This is a genomic window from Streptomyces rugosispiralis (assembly GCF_024505145.1).
In the GTDB taxonomy this organism is placed as follows: domain Bacteria; phylum Actinomycetota; class Actinomycetes; order Streptomycetales; family Streptomycetaceae; genus Streptomyces; species Streptomyces rugosispiralis.
In genome coordinates, this window is the sequence record NZ_JANIAA010000008.1 from 113,089 (window position 1) to 130,427 (window position 17,339).

The 17,339-nt window shown below is 71.8% G+C and carries 16 protein-coding genes; 2 read left to right on the plus strand and 14 right to left on the minus strand.

Annotated elements, in window-relative coordinates; translation table 11 throughout:
* Positions 1-61: 61 nt before the first annotated feature.
* Positions 62-772, minus strand: a complete 711-nt coding sequence (locus tag NP777_RS15750; RefSeq protein ID WP_256650768.1) for a TerB family tellurite resistance protein — start codon at positions 770-772, stop codon at positions 62-64.
* A 236-nt stretch (positions 773-1,008) separates the two neighbouring features.
* Positions 1,009-2,793, minus strand: a complete 1,785-nt coding sequence (leuA, locus tag NP777_RS15755) for a 2-isopropylmalate synthase (RefSeq protein WP_256650769.1) — start codon at positions 2,791-2,793, stop codon at positions 1,009-1,011.
* 298 nt (positions 2,794-3,091) lie between these two features.
* Here leuA and NP777_RS15760 point away from each other — a divergent pair, with 298 nt between their 5' ends.
* Together NP777_RS15760 and NP777_RS15765 are read left to right on the plus strand one after the other, a co-directional pair.
* Positions 3,092-4,207, plus strand: coding sequence for a M4 family metallopeptidase (locus tag NP777_RS15760; RefSeq protein WP_256650770.1), 1,116 nt, complete (start codon positions 3,092-3,094; stop codon positions 4,205-4,207).
* Between the two features lie 27 nt (positions 4,208-4,234).
* Entirely contained in the window at positions 4,235-4,501 is a 267-nt protein-coding gene (locus NP777_RS15765; RefSeq protein ID WP_256650771.1) for a protealysin inhibitor emfourin, read from the plus strand.
* Positions 4,502-4,711: 210 nt separating this feature from the next.
* Here the strand turns inward: NP777_RS15765 and era are convergent, their stop codons facing one another.
* The 12 genes from era to NP777_RS15825 form a co-directional block, all read right to left on the minus strand.
* Positions 4,712-5,668: a GTPase Era gene (gene era / locus NP777_RS15770; RefSeq protein WP_256650772.1), complete on the minus strand. Its 957-nt coding sequence runs from the start codon at positions 5,666-5,668 to the stop codon at positions 4,712-4,714.
* Positions 5,669-5,749: 81 nt separating this feature from the next.
* Complete coding sequence (locus NP777_RS15775) at positions 5,750-6,100, minus strand: cytidine deaminase (RefSeq protein ID WP_256650773.1); 351 nt, start codon at positions 6,098-6,100, stop codon at positions 5,750-5,752.
* A 164-nt stretch (positions 6,101-6,264) separates the two neighbouring features.
* A complete protein-coding gene (locus NP777_RS15780; protein WP_256650774.1) occupies positions 6,265-8,373 on the minus strand; it encodes a beta strand repeat-containing protein in 2,109 nt (702 codons plus the stop codon).
* Between the two features lie 402 nt (positions 8,374-8,775).
* Entirely contained in the window at positions 8,776-10,086 is a 1,311-nt protein-coding gene (locus NP777_RS15785; RefSeq protein ID WP_256650775.1) for a hemolysin family protein, read from the minus strand.
* Positions 10,083-10,580, minus strand: a complete 498-nt coding sequence (ybeY, locus tag NP777_RS15790) for an rRNA maturation RNase YbeY (protein ID WP_256650776.1) — start codon at positions 10,578-10,580, stop codon at positions 10,083-10,085. The genes NP777_RS15785 and ybeY overlap by 4 nt, the downstream gene beginning before the upstream one ends.
* A gap of 12 nt (positions 10,581-10,592) precedes the next feature.
* Entirely contained in the window at positions 10,593-11,597 is a 1,005-nt protein-coding gene (locus NP777_RS15795; RefSeq protein WP_256650777.1) for a PhoH family protein, read from the minus strand.
* A gap of 207 nt (positions 11,598-11,804) precedes the next feature.
* Positions 11,805-12,917 (minus strand): carbohydrate kinase family protein, encoded by a 1,113-nt coding sequence (locus NP777_RS15800; protein ID WP_256650778.1) that lies wholly within the window; start codon positions 12,915-12,917, stop codon positions 11,805-11,807.
* A 277-nt stretch (positions 12,918-13,194) separates the two neighbouring features.
* A complete protein-coding gene (locus NP777_RS15805; protein ID WP_256650779.1) occupies positions 13,195-14,115 on the minus strand; it encodes a ribonuclease Z in 921 nt (306 codons plus the stop codon).
* A 3-nt stretch (positions 14,116-14,118) separates the two neighbouring features.
* Positions 14,119-14,478, minus strand: a complete 360-nt coding sequence (locus NP777_RS15810; protein WP_256650780.1) for a histidine triad nucleotide-binding protein — start codon at positions 14,476-14,478, stop codon at positions 14,119-14,121.
* Between the two features lie 77 nt (positions 14,479-14,555).
* Positions 14,556-15,257: a hypothetical protein gene (locus NP777_RS15815; protein ID WP_256650781.1), complete on the minus strand. Its 702-nt coding sequence runs from the start codon at positions 15,255-15,257 to the stop codon at positions 14,556-14,558.
* Positions 15,258-15,428: 171 nt separating this feature from the next.
* The gene (locus NP777_RS15820; protein WP_256650782.1) at positions 15,429-16,172 is read right to left on the minus strand and encodes a 16S rRNA (uracil(1498)-N(3))-methyltransferase; all 744 of its coding nucleotides are present in this window, start codon (positions 16,170-16,172) and stop codon (positions 15,429-15,431) included.
* Positions 16,169-17,260, minus strand: a complete 1,092-nt coding sequence (locus NP777_RS15825) for a nitronate monooxygenase (RefSeq protein ID WP_256650783.1) — start codon at positions 17,258-17,260, stop codon at positions 16,169-16,171. Before NP777_RS15825 ends, NP777_RS15820 begins: the two co-directional genes overlap by 4 nt.
* Positions 17,261-17,339: the final 79 nt, after the last annotated feature.

Genomic DNA, 17,339 nt, shown 5'->3' on the forward strand with positions numbered 1-17,339 from the left:
GGGGGCGGGACGGGGGCGATTACTCCCTGGGGAGTACGGAGAGCGGACCGGAGCCCTCCGCTCAGAACGCCGCCCTTGTGGCCGCCAGCAGGCGGGCCGTGTCGTCCGGACAGATCATCAGCGCCCGGCCGACCGTTTCCAGGACCGCGCGCTCGGCCGGGCGGTACGGGCCGTCGGCCACGGCGATCCGGGCGCCCTGGAGGAGGATGGCCTCCCGGCCGGTGGGGGCCAGATGCGGGGCCAGCGGCTCCAGGGCCTCGTGCAGCTCGATGGCCAGCGCCGTACCGCACGGGTCCAGGCCGTCCCGCTCGCCGCAGGCGCCCGGCAGCCGCCCGGTGTCGGCGGCGAGGGCCTCGATGAGCGCGAGCAGCTGCTCCTCGCTGCAGTCGGCGAACCCGGCGGCGCGCACCGCGCCGACCGCGACCTGCCGGACCGCCGTCGACTCGGTGCCGCCCGCGGCGAGGACCGCGAGGGCCACGGTGTGCACCGCGTCGCGGAGCATCGCGGAGAAGCGGGTGGTGGTGGGGTGGTCGAGCACGTCCGTGCCGTAGCGGCTGCCGCAGGCCGCGCATTCCGCGATGGGCGCGACCGGTCCGCGCGGCAGCACCGGCAGGCCGAGCACCACGATGCGGCGGCGGCCGGTACGGCGGCGGTAGTTGCGATCACCCCCGCACTCGGGGCAGAAGAACTCACCATCGCCGACGGTCCGCCACAGAGTGCGTACGCCTACCACACACAGGTCCCGGTCACGGCGGGCTCGCCGGTGCACCACGTCACACCTCCATAACGCTTCGGCCACGTTGCCGCGTTGACGTGATGCTAGCCACATCCATGATGTGACGTCAGTACCCCGAACGGAGACAACAGGCCAAACCCGAGGCCCCGCCCACCTCGCGGGGTGAACGGGGCCCATGTGGGTGACCAGGTCAACGGGGTGATGAAGTCATCCGATCAGACCGGTGAAAGATCATCTACGCACCTGAAGGAATCCGAAGGATCCCGAAAGGATCAACGGCGCGCCCGGTTCACCGCGGAGACGACGGCCTTCAGGGATGCGCGCACGATGTTGGCGTCGATGCCGACACCCCACAGCACCTGCCCGTCGATCGCGCACTCGATGTACGCGGCGGCCTGGGAGGCGGCGCCCTCGCTCAGGGTGTGCTCGGAGTAGTCCAGCAGCCGTACGTCCACGTCGATCGCGGCCAGGGCGTCGAAGAAGGCCGCCAGCGGGCCGTTGCCGGTGCCGTTCAGCACCGCCTCGGCGCCGTCCACGACCGCCTCGACGGTGAGCGCGTCGGTGCCCTCGGTGGTGGTCGAGGTCTGCGCGCTGCGCAGCGAGATCCGGCCCCACTGATTGTCGTCGGTCGGCAGGTACTCGTCCTGGAAGGCCGCCCAGATCTGGGCCGGGGTGACCTCGCCGCCCTCGGCGTCGGTCTTGGCCTGAATCGTCTTGGAGAACTCGATCTGCATCCTGCGCGGCAGGTCCAGGTTGTGGTCGTTCTTCAGGACATAGGCGATGCCGCCCTTGCCGGACTGGGAGTTCACCCGGATCACGGCCTCGTAGGAGCGGCCGACGTCCTTGGGGTCGATGGGCAGGTACGGGACGGCCCACTCGATGTCGTCCACCGTCTTGCCCTGCTCGGCCGCGCTCGCCTCCAGCGCCTCGAACCCCTTCTTGATGGCGTCCTGGTGGGAGCCGGAGAAGGCGGTGTAGACCAGATCGCCCGCGTAGGGGTGGCGCGGGTGGATCTCCATCTGGTTGCAGTACTCGGCGGTGCGGCGGATCTCGTCGATCTGCGAGAAGTCGATCTGCGGGTCCACGCCCTGGGAGAACAGGTTCATGCCCAGCGTCACCAGGTCGACATTGCCGGTGCGCTCGCCCTGCCCGAACAGGCAGCCCTCGATGCGGTCGGCCCCGGCCATGATCGCCAGCTCGGCGGCGGCGACGGCGGTGCCGCGGTCGTTGTGCGGATGCACCGACAGGCAGATGTGCTCGCGCCGGGACAGATGGCGCGACATCCACTCGAAGCGGTCCGCGTGGGTGGACGGGGTCGAGCGCTCGACGGTGGCCGGCAGATTCAGGATGATCTCGCGGCCCTCCTCGGGCTGCCAGACGTCCATGACGCCCTCGCAAACCTCCAGCGCGAAGTCCAGCTCGGTGTCGGTGAAGATCTCCGGGCTGTACTGGTAGCCGAAGACCGTGTCACCGCCGAGGATCTTGTCGGCGTACTCCACCACCAGCCGGGTGCCGTCCACCGCGATCTGCTTGACCTGCTCCCGGGTGCCGCGGAAGACGACGCGGCGGAAGGTGGGGGCGGTGGCGTTGTACAGGTGCACGGTGGCCTTGTGCGCCCCCCGCAGCGACTCCACGGTGCGCTCGATCAGCTCCTCGCGCGCCTGGGTGAGGACGGAGATCGTCACGTCCTCCGGGATCGCGCCCTCCTCGATGATCGACCGTACGAAGTCGAAGTCGGTCTGGCCGGAGGAGGGGAAGCCGACCTCGATCTCCTTGTAGCCCATGCGCACCAGCAGGTCGAACATCTCGCGCTTGCGGGCCGGGGACATCGGGTCGATCAGCGCCTGGTTGCCGTCCCGCAGATCGGTGGACAGCCAGCGCGGGGCGACGGTGATGCGGTTGTCCGGCCAGGTGCGGTCCGGGATGTCGACGGCCTCGTACGGGCCGTACTTGTGGACCGGCATCCCCGAGGGGCGCTGGGTGACGGTCGCGGCGGTGATCGGCGTACGACGGCCGACGGGGCTCTGGGCGCTCGCGGAATGATCAGACGTGCTCATGATGCGTAGGGCTCCTCGTATGTCCGCTGGGCGGCCGACGGGGCGAAAACACCGCAACACCGAACTCCGCGGGGAGGGGGTCGGCCTACGACTACAGGCCCTCGCCGCGGCAGCTAAGAAGAAGCAGCCCGAAACGCATGATGGTGAGCAGCCTAACCGAGACCGGTGAGCACGGCGGACCCGTATCACTATGCGGACCGAAGCATGTGCTTCGGAGGAATACACATCTTCCACTCGATTTCAGCAATCATGACCGCAAGACGTGACACCGGCATCACGCGATGCGACATTGCCAGCCATGGACGCCAATGCCAATGCCCGCCGGACCCGCCTCGCCCGCGGTCACCGCCACACCGCCTTCTGCACGATCGTGCCGCCGCACGTCCTGGACAAGCTGTCCCATGCCGAGGACACGTCGCTGGCCGATCCCGCCCGCCGCACCCTCGAGCACGACGCCCTGCAGCGCACCCGCCGCCGGATCACCACCGTGCGCGGCATCCCCGCCGCGCGGGCGGCCACGCCCTCCGACAAGCCCCGGCGCACCATCTACGACGCCCAGCACAGGACCTCGCTGCCGGGCCGGAAGGTGCGCGGCGAGGGCGACCAGGCGGCCGGGGACGACTCGGTGAACCGGGCGTACGACGGGCTGGGCGCGACCTTCGAGCTCTTCCTCAAGGCGTACGGCCGGCGCTCGATCGACGACTCCGGGCTGCCGCTGAACGCGAGCGTCCACTACAGCGAGGACTACAACAACGCCTTCTGGGACGGCGAGCAGATGGTCTTCGGCGACGGGGACGGGGAGGTCTTCCTGGACTTCACCATCCCGGTCGACGTGATGGCCCACGAGCTCACCCACGGTGTCACGCAGTACACCGCCAACCTCGAGTACTTCGGCCAGTCCGGGGCGCTCAACGAGTCGATGTCCGACGTCTTCGGCTCCCTGGTCAAGCAGCATGCGCTCGGCCACAGCGCGGAGGAGGCCGACTGGCTGATCGGCGCGGGGCTGCTGACGGACCGGGTCACCGGGGTGGCCCTGCGCTCCATGAAGGCCCCGGGCACGGCGTACGACGACGATGTGCTGGGCAAGGACCCGCAGCCGGGCACGATGGACGACTACGTCCACACCTCACGTGACAACGGCGGCGTCCACATCAACTCCGGCATCCCCAACCACGCCTTCTACCTCGCCGCCACCGCCCTGGGCGGCAACGCCTGGGAGCGCGCCGGGCAGATCTGGTACGACGTGCTGACCGGCGGCGATCTGGCCTCCGACGCGGAGTTCACCGACTTCGCCCAGCTCACGGTGGCCGCGGCGCAGGCCCGCTACGGCGAGGGCGAGGAGCAGGCGGCGGTGCGGGAGGCATGGACCGGGGTGGGCATCACCGATCTGCGGGCCCACGTGGGCGCGCGATAGGGCACGCCATCGGGTAGTGATGGAGCCATGCGCATCTCCGTCACCCGCACCGGCGGATTCGCCGGAATCGAGCGCCGGGCCGAGCTGGACACCACCGGCCGGCCCGACGCCACCCATCTGGACGCCCTGGCCCACCAGGCCGTCGAGACCGGCCACACCACGGCCCCCCGCGGCGTCCCCGACGGCTTCCAGTACGAGATCACCGTCGACGGCCGCACCATCCACGCCGCGGATCCCCAGCTGAGCGACGCCCAGCGGGAACTGATCCGCACGGTGCTGAAGGAAGGCGCGTAAGGCCCCACGCGGACGGGGCCCGCGTGGGCGGGCCTACGCGGGCGGGCCTGCGAGGACGGGTTCCACGCGGTCGGGGCCTGCGCGGGGCCTGCGCGGGGCGGGCGCCACGCGGACGGGGCCTGCGCGGGGCGGGCGCCACGCGGACGGGGCCTGCGCGGGGCGGGCGCCACGCGGACGGGGCCTGCGCGGGGCAGGGGCTGCGCGCCGGGCTCAGAACCCCAGCTTCCGCAGCTGCTTCGGGTCGCGCTGCCAGTCCTTGGCGACCTTCACATGCAGGTCGAGGAAGACCGGCGTGCCGAGCAGCGCCTCGATGTGCTTGCGGGACTTGGTGCCCACGTCCTTCAGACGACGGCCCTTGGGGCCGATGATGATGCCCTTCTGGCTGGGCCGCTCGATGTAGAGGTTGGCGTGGATGTCCAGGAGCGGCCGGTCCGCCGGGCGGCCCTCGCGGGGCAGCATCTCCTCCACCACCACCGCGATGGAGTGCGGCAGTTCGTCCCGTACGCCCTCCAGCGCGGCCTCCCGGATCAGCTCGGCCACCATGACCTGCTCGGGCTCATCCGTAAGGTCGCCCTCGGCGTAGAGCGTCGGGCCCTCGGGCAGCAGCGGGACCAGCAGATCCGCCAGCAGATCCACCTGCTGGTCACCCACGGCCGACACGGGGACGATCTCGGCCCACTCGAAGCCCAGCTCCTTGCCGAGCCGGTCGATGGCGATCAGTTGCCGGGCCAGTTGCTCGGACTCGACCAGGTCGGTCTTGGTGACGATCGCGACCTTGGGGGTCTTCTTGATCCCCGCCAGCTCGGTGGCGATGTAGCGGTCGCCGGGGCCGAGCTTCTGGTCGGCGGGCAGGCAGAAGCCGATGACATCGACCTCGGCCCAGGTGGTGCGCACCACATCGTTGAGCCGCTCGCCGAGCAGGGTGCGCGGCTTGTGCAGACCGGGGGTGTCGACGAGCACCAGCTGGGCGTCGGGGCGGTGCACGATGCCACGGACGGTGTGACGGGTGGTCTGCGGGCGGTTCGAGGTGATCGCGACCTTCGTCCCCACCAGCGCGTTGGTCAGGGTCGACTTGCCCGCGTTGGGGCGGCCGACGAAGCAGGCGAAGCCCGAGCGGTGCGGGGTCTCCCGCTGCTCGGTCGGGGACGGGGAGGTACCGGCAGTCATGGCCCCCATTCTCCCCGATGCCCCGACCCGCTCGGACCAGCCGTCCCGGCCCCGTACGACCGCCGGGGCGGTGGGGCCGGGTCAGGCGTCCAGCGTGGCCCGCAGGGTGCCGTCGGTGCCCGCCAGCAGCACCGGGGTCCCGGCCCCGCCCAGGTCCCGGACGGCCGCGCGGTCCTCCTCCGAGGCGCTCTCCGCGTCGGTCACCACGGCCGCGGCCTCCAGGGACGTGGCACCGCTCGCCACGGCCATGGCGACGGCGGTCTGGAGGGCGCTCAGCTTCAGCGAGTCGAGGGCCACGGTCCCGGCGGCATAGGTACGGCCCGTCTCGTCGCGGACGGCGGCGCCCTCCGGCACGGAGTTGCGGGCCCGCACGGAGCGGGCCAGCGTGATGATCTTGCGGTCTTCGGGGTCCAACTGCGCTGCTTCGCTCATGTGGATGAGCATATGCGGGGCGTTGACCGGCGGTGACGCCGGTGGGCACACGGCGGCCCGCGCCGGGCGGCGGTGCGGCGGCCCGGCGCGGGCGATACGCGATCGTGCGGTGGTGCCGTGGTGCGGTGGTGCCGTGGTGCCGTGGTGCGGTGGTGCTCTGCTCCTTACGGGAGGATCGGCGAAGGCTGGAAGGTCAGCGAGGCCGAACCCGACGACGGGCTCAGACCCGGGGCCCCCGCGAAGGAGGCGGTGTACGTCGAGGCGGTGATCGCGGTCGACGGAACGGTGACATTGCTGAGCGTCGCCGTGCCGCCGGCGTTGGTGACCGCGCTGCCCAGCGCGATCGGCCCCACCAGGGAGTTGGCGACGAAGGTGAGGTTCTGGCCGGGGACCGGGGTGTTCGACGCGTCCCTCAGTGTCGCGCTCAGGGTCGGGATGACGAACGTGCCGTTGATCCGCAGCCGGATGGTGGCCGGGGTGGCGGTCACGGTGGTCCCGGTCGGCGCCGCGACCACGTTCTGGGTGACGGTCGGTGAGGTGGAACCGGCGAAGCAGGTGTCGCCACCGTAGGTGGCGGTGACCGTGTGCGCGCCGGTGGTGAGGGTGTTGGTGCTGACGGTGGCCTGTCCCGCGGCGTTGAGCGTGCCGGTGAGGGTGGGCCCGCCGCTGATCACGAAGGTGACGTTCCCGGTCGGGATCCCCGTCGCCGGCGGCACCGCGGCCACGGTGGCGGTGAACGTCACGTTCTGGCCGGTGGTGGACGGGTTCGGCGAGGAGGTGAGCGTGGTCGTGGTGTTCGCCTGGCCGACGGTGACGGAACCGGAGGCCGAGGAGCCCGCCACACCCGTGCTGCCCCCGTACGTGACCGTCACCGCGTGCGTGCCCACCGGAATCACGCCGGTCGTCACACACGCCTGACCACTGGCGTTCAGCGTCCCGGTCAACGTCGGACCACCCACGATCGCGAACGTCACCATCCCCGTCGGAGCACACGTGCCGGGCGACGTCGTGCTCACCTGCGCACACAAAGTCACCGACTGCCCACACACCGGGGAAGCGGGCGTCATGGTCAACGCGGTCGTCGAGGACGCCTGGTTCACCGTGACGGTGGAGGTCGCCACCGAGCCCATGACGCCCCCGTCGCCCGCGTAGGTGGCGGTCACGGCGTGGGAGCCGACCGGGATGGCGCTGGTGGTCACGCACGCCTGACCGGTCGCGTCCAGCGTGCCCGTCAGGGTCGGGCCGCCGGTGATCACGAAGGTCACCGTGCCGGTTGGCGTACAGGTGCTCGGCGGCGGCACCGTGACCTGCGCGCAGATGGTGATCGCTGCACCGCAGACCGGTGCGGCCGGGGTCACCGTGACCGTTGTGGTGGACGCGCCCTGACCGACCGTGACCGAGCCGGTGCCGGTCGAGCTCGCGACGTTCCCGTTGCCGTTGTAGGTGGCCGTCACGGTGTGCGTCCCCACCGGGATGTTGCCGTTCGTCACGCACGCCTGGCCGCTCGCGTCGAGCGCGGCGACGACGAACGGAACACCGTCGACGGCGAATGCCACCGTGCCCGTCGGGGTACAGGTGCCGGGCGCGACGACCGCCACCTGGGCGCACAGGGTCACCGTCTCACCGCAGACCGGCGAGGCGGGGGAGACGGTGAGGGTCGTGGTCGAGGACGCCGGGTTGACGGTGAGCGGCGTCAAGGGCGAGTTGGACGGGGCGAAGTTGGTGTCGCCGCTGTAGAACGCGGCGACCTGGTGCGTGCCCACGCTCAGGGCGGAGACGGTGACGGAGGCGTTCCCGGACGCGTCGAGGGTCCCGGTCACCGTGGGCCCGTCCGCGCTGATGATGAAGGTGACCGTACCGGTGGGGGTGCCGCTGCCCGGGGGCACCGCCGCCACACTGGCGGTCAGGGTCACGGTCTCGCCGCAGACGGGCGCGGGCGGGACGAAGGTGACGGTGGTGGTGGTCGCCGACTGGTTGACCTGCTGAGTGGTCGTGCCGGTTGAATTGTCCGCGGGATCGGTGGAGTTGACGAAACTCACCGTGACCAGATGGGAGCCGACGGCGAGGGTGGAATCGGTCACGCTGAACGTGCCGGAGTCGGGCCCGGTGGGGTTGAGCGTCACCGGGCCGATGATCGGACCACCGGCGATGACGAAGGTCACGTCGCCCCACGGAGGGGTCCCGGCGGTGATACCGGTGACATTGGCGGTGTAGGTGACGGATTGACCGAAGACGGAGGGGTTCGGCGTCGAGGTCACCGTGGTGGTGGACATGAAGCGGCCGCCCTTTCCTGAGCTCAGGGGGATGAGCCGCCCGGCTCCGCGCGACGCATGCCGCGCGGAGCCTTGGCCTCTGCGCGGGGGTGCCCATACGGCCGACCTGTCTACGTCAAAGCAGAGAGGCCGACTGTCCCCCGACAGAGGTATGGGCGACCCACCAGTCGGTATCTGCAAGTAAGCGGGCGCCTACGCCAGATGGGCCAGGGAGCGGACGGCTATTCCACTCGGATGGCGCAGCGCGGGGCGCGCGTTGCCAATGCGCTGGCGCGGTGGCCCGCCGTCGTGCGGGCGGGTGCCGCGCCCCCGCGCGGGAGGCGGGCCGGGCAGAGCACAGTGCGCACAGTGCGGCCCCGCCCACAGGGTGTGGACGGGGCCGTGGCACGGCTTGAGCAGGGGCTACTCGGGCTCGGCGGCGGCGGTTTCACGGATCGGCTCGACCAGCACCGTGACGATGCGGTTGCGGCGGCCCGCCGGGGACTCGGCGGTCAGCCGCAGCGCCTTGAGCGCGGGGTCCACACCGCCCTCGGGGACGTCCACCTCGGCCTTGGCGCCCGCGATCGGCACCCGGCCCAGCGCCTTGGCGAGCAGCCCGCCCACCGTCTCGACGTCCTCGTCCTCCAGGTCCGTGCCGTACAGCTCGCCCAGGTCGCCCAGGGCGAGCCGGGCGGTCACCCGGTGGGTGCCGTCGCCGAGGTCCTCGACGGGCGGCAGCTCGCGGTCGTACTCGTCGGTGATCTCGCCGACGATCTCCTCCAGGATGTCCTCGATGGTGACGATCCCGGCCGTGCCGCCGTACTCGTCGATCACCACGGCCACGTGGTTGCGCTCCTGCTGCATCTCGCGCAGCAGACCGCCCGCGTTCTTGGTGTCCGGGACGAAGGCGGCGGGCCGCATCGTGGTGGAGACCAGCTCGGCCTCGGCCTCGCGGTTGATGTGCGTCTTGCGGACCAGGTCCTTGAGGTAGACGATCCCGACGATGTCGTCCTCGTTCTCCCCGGTGACCGGGATCCGGGAGAAGCCGGAGCGCAGCGCGAGGGTGAGGGCCTGCCGGATGGTCTTGAAACGCTCGATGACCACGAGGTCGGTGCGCGGCACCATCACCTCGCGCACCAGGGTGTCGCCGAGCTCGAAGACGGAGTGGACCATGCGCCGCTCCTCGTCCTCGATCAGCGACTCCTGCTCGGCGAGGTCCACCAGGGCGCGCAGCTCGGCCTCGGAGGCGAACGGGCCCTTCCGGAAGCCCTTGCCGGGCGTGAGCGCGTTACCGAGGAGGATCAGCAGCGGCGGGATGGGACCCATGACCCGGGCCAGCGGGATCAGCACATAGGCGGCGACGGTCGCGGTGTTGAGCGGATGCTGGGCGCCGATGGTGCGCGGGGAGACGCCGACGGCCACGTACGACACCAGGACCATCACGCCGATCGCGACGGTCAGCGCCTTCCACGTCTCGGGGAACTCGCGCAGGCTCGCGAACGTGACGACGGCGCCCGCCGCGACCTCGCAGGCGACCCGGACCAGCAGGGCCACATTGAGATAGCGGGTGGGGTCCTCGGCGACGAGCATCAGCTTGGCGCTGCCCCGCCGCCCGGAGCGTACGGCCTCCTCGGCGCGGAACCGGGTGGTGCGGGCGAGACCGGCCTCCGCGCAGGCCGCCAGCCAGGCCACCACGACCAGCAGGACGGCCGCGGCGACGAGCTGCGCGCTCATCGGACGGTGGGGGCCGGGGAGGGGCCGGTGACGCCCTGCTCCGCGCGCCAGCCGTCGACGATGGCGGCCTGGAGGCCGAACATCTCGGCGCGCTCGTCCGCCTCCTCGTGGTCATAGCCGAGGAGGTGGAGGACGCCGTGGACGGTGAGCAGCTGGAGCTCCTCGTCCATCGAGTGCCCGGTCGGCGCCTCCTCCCCCTGCTTCTTGGCCACTTCGGGGCAGAGCACGATGTCCCCGAGGAGGCCCTGCGGGGGGTCCTCGTCGTCCTTGGACGGCGGGCGCAGCTCGTCCATCGGGAAGGACATGACATCGGTCGGACCGGGCAGATCCATCCACTGGATGTGCAGCTGCTCCATGGCGTCGGCGTCGACGACGATCACCGAGAGCTCGGAGAGCGGGTGGATACGCATCCGGGCGAGTGCGTAGCGGGCGATGTCCAGCACCGCCCGCTCGTCGATATCGGTACCGGATTCGTTGTTGACGTCGATCGCCATGGGGGTTCGTGATTACTTTCCGTTGCGGCTGTCGTACTGGTCGTATGCGTCGACGATCCGGCCGACCAGCTTGTGACGGACCACGTCGGTGCTGGTGAGCATGGAGAAGTGAACATCCTGGACGCCGTCCAGGATCTCCCGCACCTGGCGCAGACCGCTCTTGGTCCCGCCGGGGAGGTCGATCTGGGTGATGTCGCCGGTGATCACTATCTTGGAGTCGAAGCCGAGCCGGGTGAGGAACATCTTCATCTGCTCGGGGTTCGTGTTCTGGGCCTCGTCGAGGATGATGAACGCGTCATTGAGCGTACGGCCACGCATGTACGCCAGCGGCGCGACCTCGATCGTGCCCGCGGCCATCAGGCGCGGGATGGAGTCGGGGTCGAGCATGTCGTGCAGCGCGTCGTAGAGCGGCCGCAGATACGGGTCGATCTTCTCGTAGAGGGTGCCGGGCAGGAAGCCGAGCCGCTCCCCCGCCTCGACCGCGGGCCGGGTGAGGATGATCCGGTTGACCTGCTTGGACTGCAGCGCCTGGACCGCCTTGGCCATGGCGAGATAGGTCTTGCCGGTGCCCGCGGGGCCGATACCGAAGACGACCGTGTGCTTGTCGATGGCGTCGACATAGCGCTTCTGGTTGAGCGTCTTGGGGCGGATGGTGCGGCCGCGGTTGGAGAGGATGTTCTGGGTGAGCACCTCGGCGGGCGTCTCCTGCACCTCGCTCTCGCCGTTCTCGGCCGCGCGCAGCATGGAGATCGAGCGCTCCACCGCATCCTCCGTCATCGGTTGACCGGTGCGGAGCACCAGCATCATCTCATCGAACAGACGCTGGACCAGGGCTACTTCCTTCGGATCCCCGGTGGCGCTGACTTCGTTGCCCCGCACATGAATATCGGTCGCCGGGAACGCGTTCTCGATCACACGGAGCAGCGCGTCACCGGATCCCAGGACCATGACCATGGGGTGCTTGTTCGGGACCGTGAACTGCGCATGCGCCTGCGGTGCTGTGGTTGGTTGCGTCATGGGCCGGCTCTCTGGCCTGCTTCTACCTCCCGCTACAAGGGTTCTCGCCGCTCGACAACCTTGGGTTCCAAGGGTACGACGGAGCACCGACAACACCCGAGCCCTTTTACTCCTATCCGCTCATCACCTCCGCTCACCCGGGGCCTCCCGGGCCCCTGCTGATCCAGGGTCCGGGGCCCCGGCACTACGCCGGGCCCGTGCCCCGCGCTACGCCTGGCGGAAACCGATCGTCGGCACGGCCCGGCGCAGCGGCCAGGGGCGGGCGGCGGCCGGGAGCAGCCGGTCAAGGAAGGCATAGCGGCGCAGCGCGCGGGCGGGCTGGTCGTCGTAGGCGCGGGCGTGCTGCCACCAGGCGGCGATCTCGACCCAGCCGGGCGCCGACAGCGAGCCGCCGAACTCCTGCACCGACAGCGCGGCGGTCAGCCCCGCGAAGGCCAGCCGGTCGGCGAGCGGCCACCCGGCGAGCGTGCCGGTGACGAAACCGGCGACGAACACGTCCCCGGCCCCGGTCGGATCCAGGGCCTCCACCGAGATCGCGGGCACCTCGGCGGTCTCACCGGTGCGGCCGTCGACCGCGTACGCCCCCTCGGAGCCGAGCGTGACGACGGCGAGCGGGACCAGGTCGGCCAGGGCTCGGGCGGCGGCGCGCGGGCAGTCGGTGCGGGTGTAGCGCATCGCCTCCTCGGCGTTGGGCAGGAACGCCTCGCAGTGCTCCAGCTCGGAGAGGTCGGCCGGGTCCCAGCGGCCGGTGTCGTCCCAGCCGACGTCCGCGAAGACCTTGCTGCCGCGGCGGGCGGCCTCGGCGACCCACTCCTGGCCACGGCCGGGCACCAGGGAGGCCACGGCGGCGCGGGCCGGGGGCGGGCAGCTGGGCGCGGGCTCCTCGGGCGGCGGGGCCTCATGGCCGTGGGAGACCATGGTCCGCTCACCCTCGTAGGCCATGGAGACGGTCACCGGGGAGTGCCAGCCGGGGATCGTGCGGGAGAGCGAGAGGTCGATGCCCTCGCCGTGGTCCAGGGCGTCCCGGCAGTAGTCCCCGTAGTGGTCGTCGCCGAAGGCGGCGGCGAGCGAGGTGCGCAGGCCGAGCCGGGCCAGGGCGGTGGCCATATTGGCGACACCGCCGGGGCTCGAGCCCATGCCGCGGGCCCAGGACTCGGTGCCGCGGACCGGGGCGCTGTCCAGACCGGTGAAGATGATGTCCAGGAAGACCGTGCCGGTGAGATAGACGTCGCAGTCCGCGTCGCCGGGGCGGCGCACGTCCGCGAGCGGGTCGAGCAGGTGGTAGCCCGCCCTGAGCTTGTCGCCGTCGTGTGTCGTCACCGCGCTCTCCCAGGTCTTGCCGGTCCGCCTCCGCCGTCGGATGCGGGTGCGGCCAGTGTGCACGATGGCACCGACAACGGGCCGGGGTCCGGCCCCACCGTCACCCTCGCCGGTCATCGGCCCCGGTACCGCCGCGGGACGCCGCGGCCATCGCTCCCGGCACCCCCGCGAGCGCGGCGCTCATCGCTCCCGGCACCCCCGCGGGACGCGGCAGCCATCGCTCCCGGCACCCCGCGAGCGCGGCGGTCATCGGCCCCCACGCCCCGCCGGGGCGCCCTCAGCGCCGTTTGGGCAGCGCCACCGTCATCAGGTCCTGGGCGACCGTGAGCTCCCCCTCGAACCCCGCGTCCCGCGCCTGGCGCTCGAACTCGGAGGGGTCGCCGTAGCGCTGCGAGAAGTGCGTCAGCACCAGGTGCCGCACCCCCGCCCCGGCGGCGAGCCGGGCGGCCTGCCCGGCGGTCAGGTGCCCGTACTCGACGGCCAGGGCCTCGTCCTCGTCCAGGAAGGTCGACTCGATGGCCAGCAGATCGCACCCCTGCGCCAGCGCGTCGGCGCCGTCGCACAGCCGGGTGTCCATGATGAACGCGAAGCGCTGTCCCCGGCGCACCTCGCTGACGTCCTCGAGCGCCACCCTGCGCCCCGCGATCTCCACCACCCGCTCCCGCTGGAGCCGGCCGATGTCCGGGCCGCGGACGCCGAGCGCGGCGAGCCGCTCGGGCAGCATCCGGCGGCCGTCCGGTTCGATCAGGCGGTAGCCGTAGGACTCGACGGGGTGCGAGAGCCGGGCGGCCTCCAGGGTGTACGCGGCGGTGCGGGCCAGCACCGCGCCGTCACCGGCGACCGGCTCCTCGGTCAGCGCGACCGTCTCGCGGTAGGCGGTCGCGTAGCGCAGCCGCTCGAAGAACCGCTGTCCGCTCGCCGGGTAGTGGGCGGTCACCCGGTGCGGCACCCGGTCGAGGTTGATCCGCTGGATCACCCCGGGCAGGCCCAGGGAGTGGTCCCCGTGGAAGTGGGTGACGCAGATCCGGTCGATGTCATGGGCGGCCACCCCGGCCCTCAGCATCTGGCGCTGAGTACCCTCGCCGGGGTCGAACAGCAAGCCCTCGCCGTCCCAGCGCAGCAGATAGCCGTTGTGGTTGCGGTGCCGGGTCGGCACCTGGCTGGCGGTGCCGAGGACGATCAGTTCCCGCGCGGACAAGGGTTATCCGGGGGGCCAGTTGAGCCCACGGCCGCCCAGGACGTGGGCATGCGCGTGGAAGACGGTCTGACCGGCGCCGGAGCCGGTGTTGAACACCACGCGGTAGCCCGTCTCGTCGAGCTTCTCCTCCGCGGCGACCGCGCCCGCCTCGCGCAGCACATCCGCGGTGACCTGCGGTTCGGCCGCCGCGAGTGAGGCCGCGTCCGGGTGGTGCGCCTTGGGGATCACCAGGACGTGCGTGGGCGCCTGGGGGTTTATGTCGCGGAAGGCGACGGTGGTGTCCGTCTCGCGGACGACAGTGGCCGGCACCTCCCCCGAAACAATCTTGCAGAACAGGCAGTCGGCCTGCGGTTCTCCCGCCACCGGTGGCTCCTCATGGATCGTCGGCACGTACGGTCCGGATGGTACCGGGAGGGCCTGCCGGCGGAAGCGATCGCGGGCTATTCGCTCCGGCCGCCGCCCCCGGCGCCGCCCTTACCGTCCTCACCGGAACCGCCACCGTCACCGTCGTCGGCACCGACCTGGCCGGCGCCGCCCTCGGTGGTCGGGTGGTCCCAGGGGTGGCTATAGGTCGGCTCGGGAGCCTCCGTGGTCCGGTGCTCCCAAGGGTGGCTGCGGGTCGGCTCAGGTGCCTCGGTGGTCCGGTGCTCCCAGGGATGGCTATAGGTCGGCTCGGGAGCCTCCGTGGTCCGGTGCTCCCAAGGGTGGCTGCGGGTCGGCCGGGGGCTCTCGGTGTGCGAGCCGCCGCCCCGGCACTCCCCGATCACATTCGCTTCGAAGACCTTCCGGCCGTCCACCTGGCCGGTCAAGTCGCCCCGGACACAGTGGTCCGCCCGGACGTAGGTGACCCGGCCCCTGACCCTGACGTCCTTGTCGTTGTCGGTCCTGCCGTGGCAGTCCACCCGTGCGTCGGTCTGCCCGGCCCGCTCGCTCCGCGAGGGCGAAGCGGCGCCCGCCGTACGGCCGTTCCTGAACTCGGCGTTGCAGCTCATCCAGCGGACGCCGACACCGCCCCGCTCCAGCGCCTCGGTGGCGACCTGGTCCGTGGTGATCGCGACCGTCACGGAGCTGATGCCGCCGCCCGTGGGCTCACAGGCCGTCATCGCGACCGCCGCCGCGCCGACCGCCGCGACGGCGAACAACGTCCGTCCCCCTCTTGCCCGTCGTGCCCATCGTGCCTGCCTTGCCCGCCGTGCCTGCCTTGCCTGGCTCAATACCCCCATGGGGGGTAGGTTCCCATCGGCCGACGCGAACCGGAAGGCCGTCCTCGGCCAGGTGCGGGCGTACCCGGCGAGGGCCCCGGGAGGGGCCTCTCACCCCCAGCGGCCGGTGCGGCCGAGCAGCAGCGCGGCGGCCGCCGTTCCGGCCGTGGAGGTGCGCAGCACGCTCGGGCCCAGCCGGTACGGCCGCGCGCCCGTCTCGGCGAAGGCAGCCAACTCCTCGGGGGACACGCCCCCTTCGGGCCCGACGACCAGTACGATCTCGCCACTCGCGGGCAGTTGGGCCGTCGCGAGCGGTTCGCCGCCCTCCTCGTGGAGCACGGCCGCGAATTGGGCTTCGGCGAGAAGCCGGGCAACCTGCCGGGTCGTCATCGCGTCCGTGACCTCGGGGAAGGTCAGCCGACGGGACTGCTTGCCCGCCTCGCGCGCGGTCGAGCGCCATTTGCCGAGCGCCTTGAGGCCGCGCTCGCCCTTCCACTGGGTGATGCAGCGGGCGGCCGACCACGGCACGACGGCGTCCACTCCGGTCTCCGTCATGGTCTCCACCGCCAGCTCGCCCCGGTCGCCCTTGGGCAGCGCCTGGACGACGGTGATCCTCGGGTCCGGGGCGGTCTCCCGGCGCACCTCGTCCACCGCGACCTCCAGCCGGTCCTTGCCCTCGACGGCCGCCACGGTGCCCTGGACGCCCGTACCGTGGCCGTCCGTCAGCACCACCGGCTCACCGACCCGCAGCCGCCTTACGGACACCGCGTGGCGCCCCTCCGGGCCCTCCAGCCGGACCCGGCCCCCCGCGGCCGCCCCCGCGAGGGAGTCGGCCACGAACACCGGGGCGGTCACGACACCGCACCCCGCTGGGGCTGAAGGCCCAACCCGGCCCGCGCCGCGTCGAGTTCCACCGCGAGCGTCTCCACCAGCCGCGCGGCGGGCAGGTCACGCGCCAGCCGGTGGCCCTGCCCAGCCCACAGCGCCATCCCCTGGGGGTCACCCGCCTTCGCGGCCGCCTTACGGAGGCCGGAGGTGATGTGGTGCAGCTGGGGGTAGGCGGCCGGCGCGTACGGGCCGTGCTCGCGCATGAAGCGGTTGACCAGGCCCCGGGCCGGGCGCCCGGAGAAGGCGCGGGTCAGCTCGGTGCGGCCGAACAGCGGATCCGTCATCGCCTGCTTGTGCAGGGCGTTCGCCCCGGACTCGGGGCACACCAGGAACGCGGTCCCCAACTGGGCCGCGACCGCGCCCGCGGACAGCGCGGCGGCGATCTGCGAACCGCGCATGATCCCGCCCGCCGCGATGATCGGGATCTGGACGTACTCACGGACCAGCGTGATCAGCGACAGCAGCCCGAGCCCGACGCCCATCCCGTCCGCGGCCGGGTCGTTGCTGTACGTGCCCTGGTGGCCGCCGGCCTCCACGCCCTGCACACAGACGGCGTCGGCGCCCGCCCACTGGGCGGTCTGCGCCTCGACGGGCGAGGTCACGGTGACGACCGTACGGGTGCCGACCTTGGCGAGGGCGTCGAGAACGGCGCGGGTCGGGCAGCCGAAGGTGAACGAGACGACCGGGACCGGGTTGTCGAGGAGCACGGCCAGCTTGGCGTCATACGCGTCGTCCGAGCCCGACTCCGGGTCGCCCAGCGAGGTCTCGTACCAGGCCGCCTCGCCCGCGAGCCGCTCGCCGTAGGCCGCGACGGCGGCCGGGTCGGGGTTGGGCGGCTGCGGCATGAACAGATTGATGCCGAAGGGCCGGGCGGTCAGCCCCCGCAGCTGTTTGATCTCCTCATACATCGCCTCCGGCGTCTTGTAGCCGGCGGCGAGGAAACCGAGGCCACCGGCCTCGGAGACGGTGGCGGCGAGCTGCGGGCAGGAGGCTCCACCCGCCATCGGCGCCTGCACGATCGGGTACCGGTAAAGATCGGTCAGCGCGGAGGACATGGCCACATCGTGTCATGCCCTCCGCACCGGCTCACCACCGGTTCATGGGCGCCGCGAGCCGATTCCCGGCCGAACCTTG

Coding starts and splice junctions, on each gene's coding strand:
- leuA (WP_256650769.1), bottom strand. CDS start 2,793: ATGAGCACGTCTGATCATTCCGCGAGCGCCCAGAGCCCCGTCGGCCGT.
- NP777_RS15760 (WP_256650770.1), top strand. CDS start 3,092: ATGGACGCCAATGCCAATGCCCGCCGGACCCGCCTCGCCCGCGGTCAC.
- NP777_RS15765 (WP_256650771.1), top strand. CDS start 4,235: ATGCGCATCTCCGTCACCCGCACCGGCGGATTCGCCGGAATCGAGCGC.
- era (WP_256650772.1), bottom strand. CDS start 5,668: ATGACTGCCGGTACCTCCCCGTCCCCGACCGAGCAGCGGGAGACCCCG.
- NP777_RS15775 (WP_256650773.1), bottom strand. CDS start 6,100: ATGAGCGAAGCAGCGCAGTTGGACCCCGAAGACCGCAAGATCATCACG.
- NP777_RS15780 (WP_256650774.1), bottom strand. CDS start 8,373: ATGTCCACCACCACGGTGACCTCGACGCCGAACCCCTCCGTCTTCGGT.
- NP777_RS15785 (WP_256650775.1), bottom strand. CDS start 10,086: ATGAGCGCGCAGCTCGTCGCCGCGGCCGTCCTGCTGGTCGTGGTGGCC.
- ybeY (WP_256650776.1), bottom strand. CDS start 10,580: ATGGCGATCGACGTCAACAACGAATCCGGTACCGATATCGACGAGCGG.
- NP777_RS15795 (WP_256650777.1), bottom strand. CDS start 11,597: ATGACGCAACCAACCACAGCACCGCAGGCGCATGCGCAGTTCACGGTC.
- NP777_RS15825 (WP_256650783.1), bottom strand. CDS start 17,260: ATGTCCTCCGCGCTGACCGATCTTTACCGGTACCCGATCGTGCAGGCG.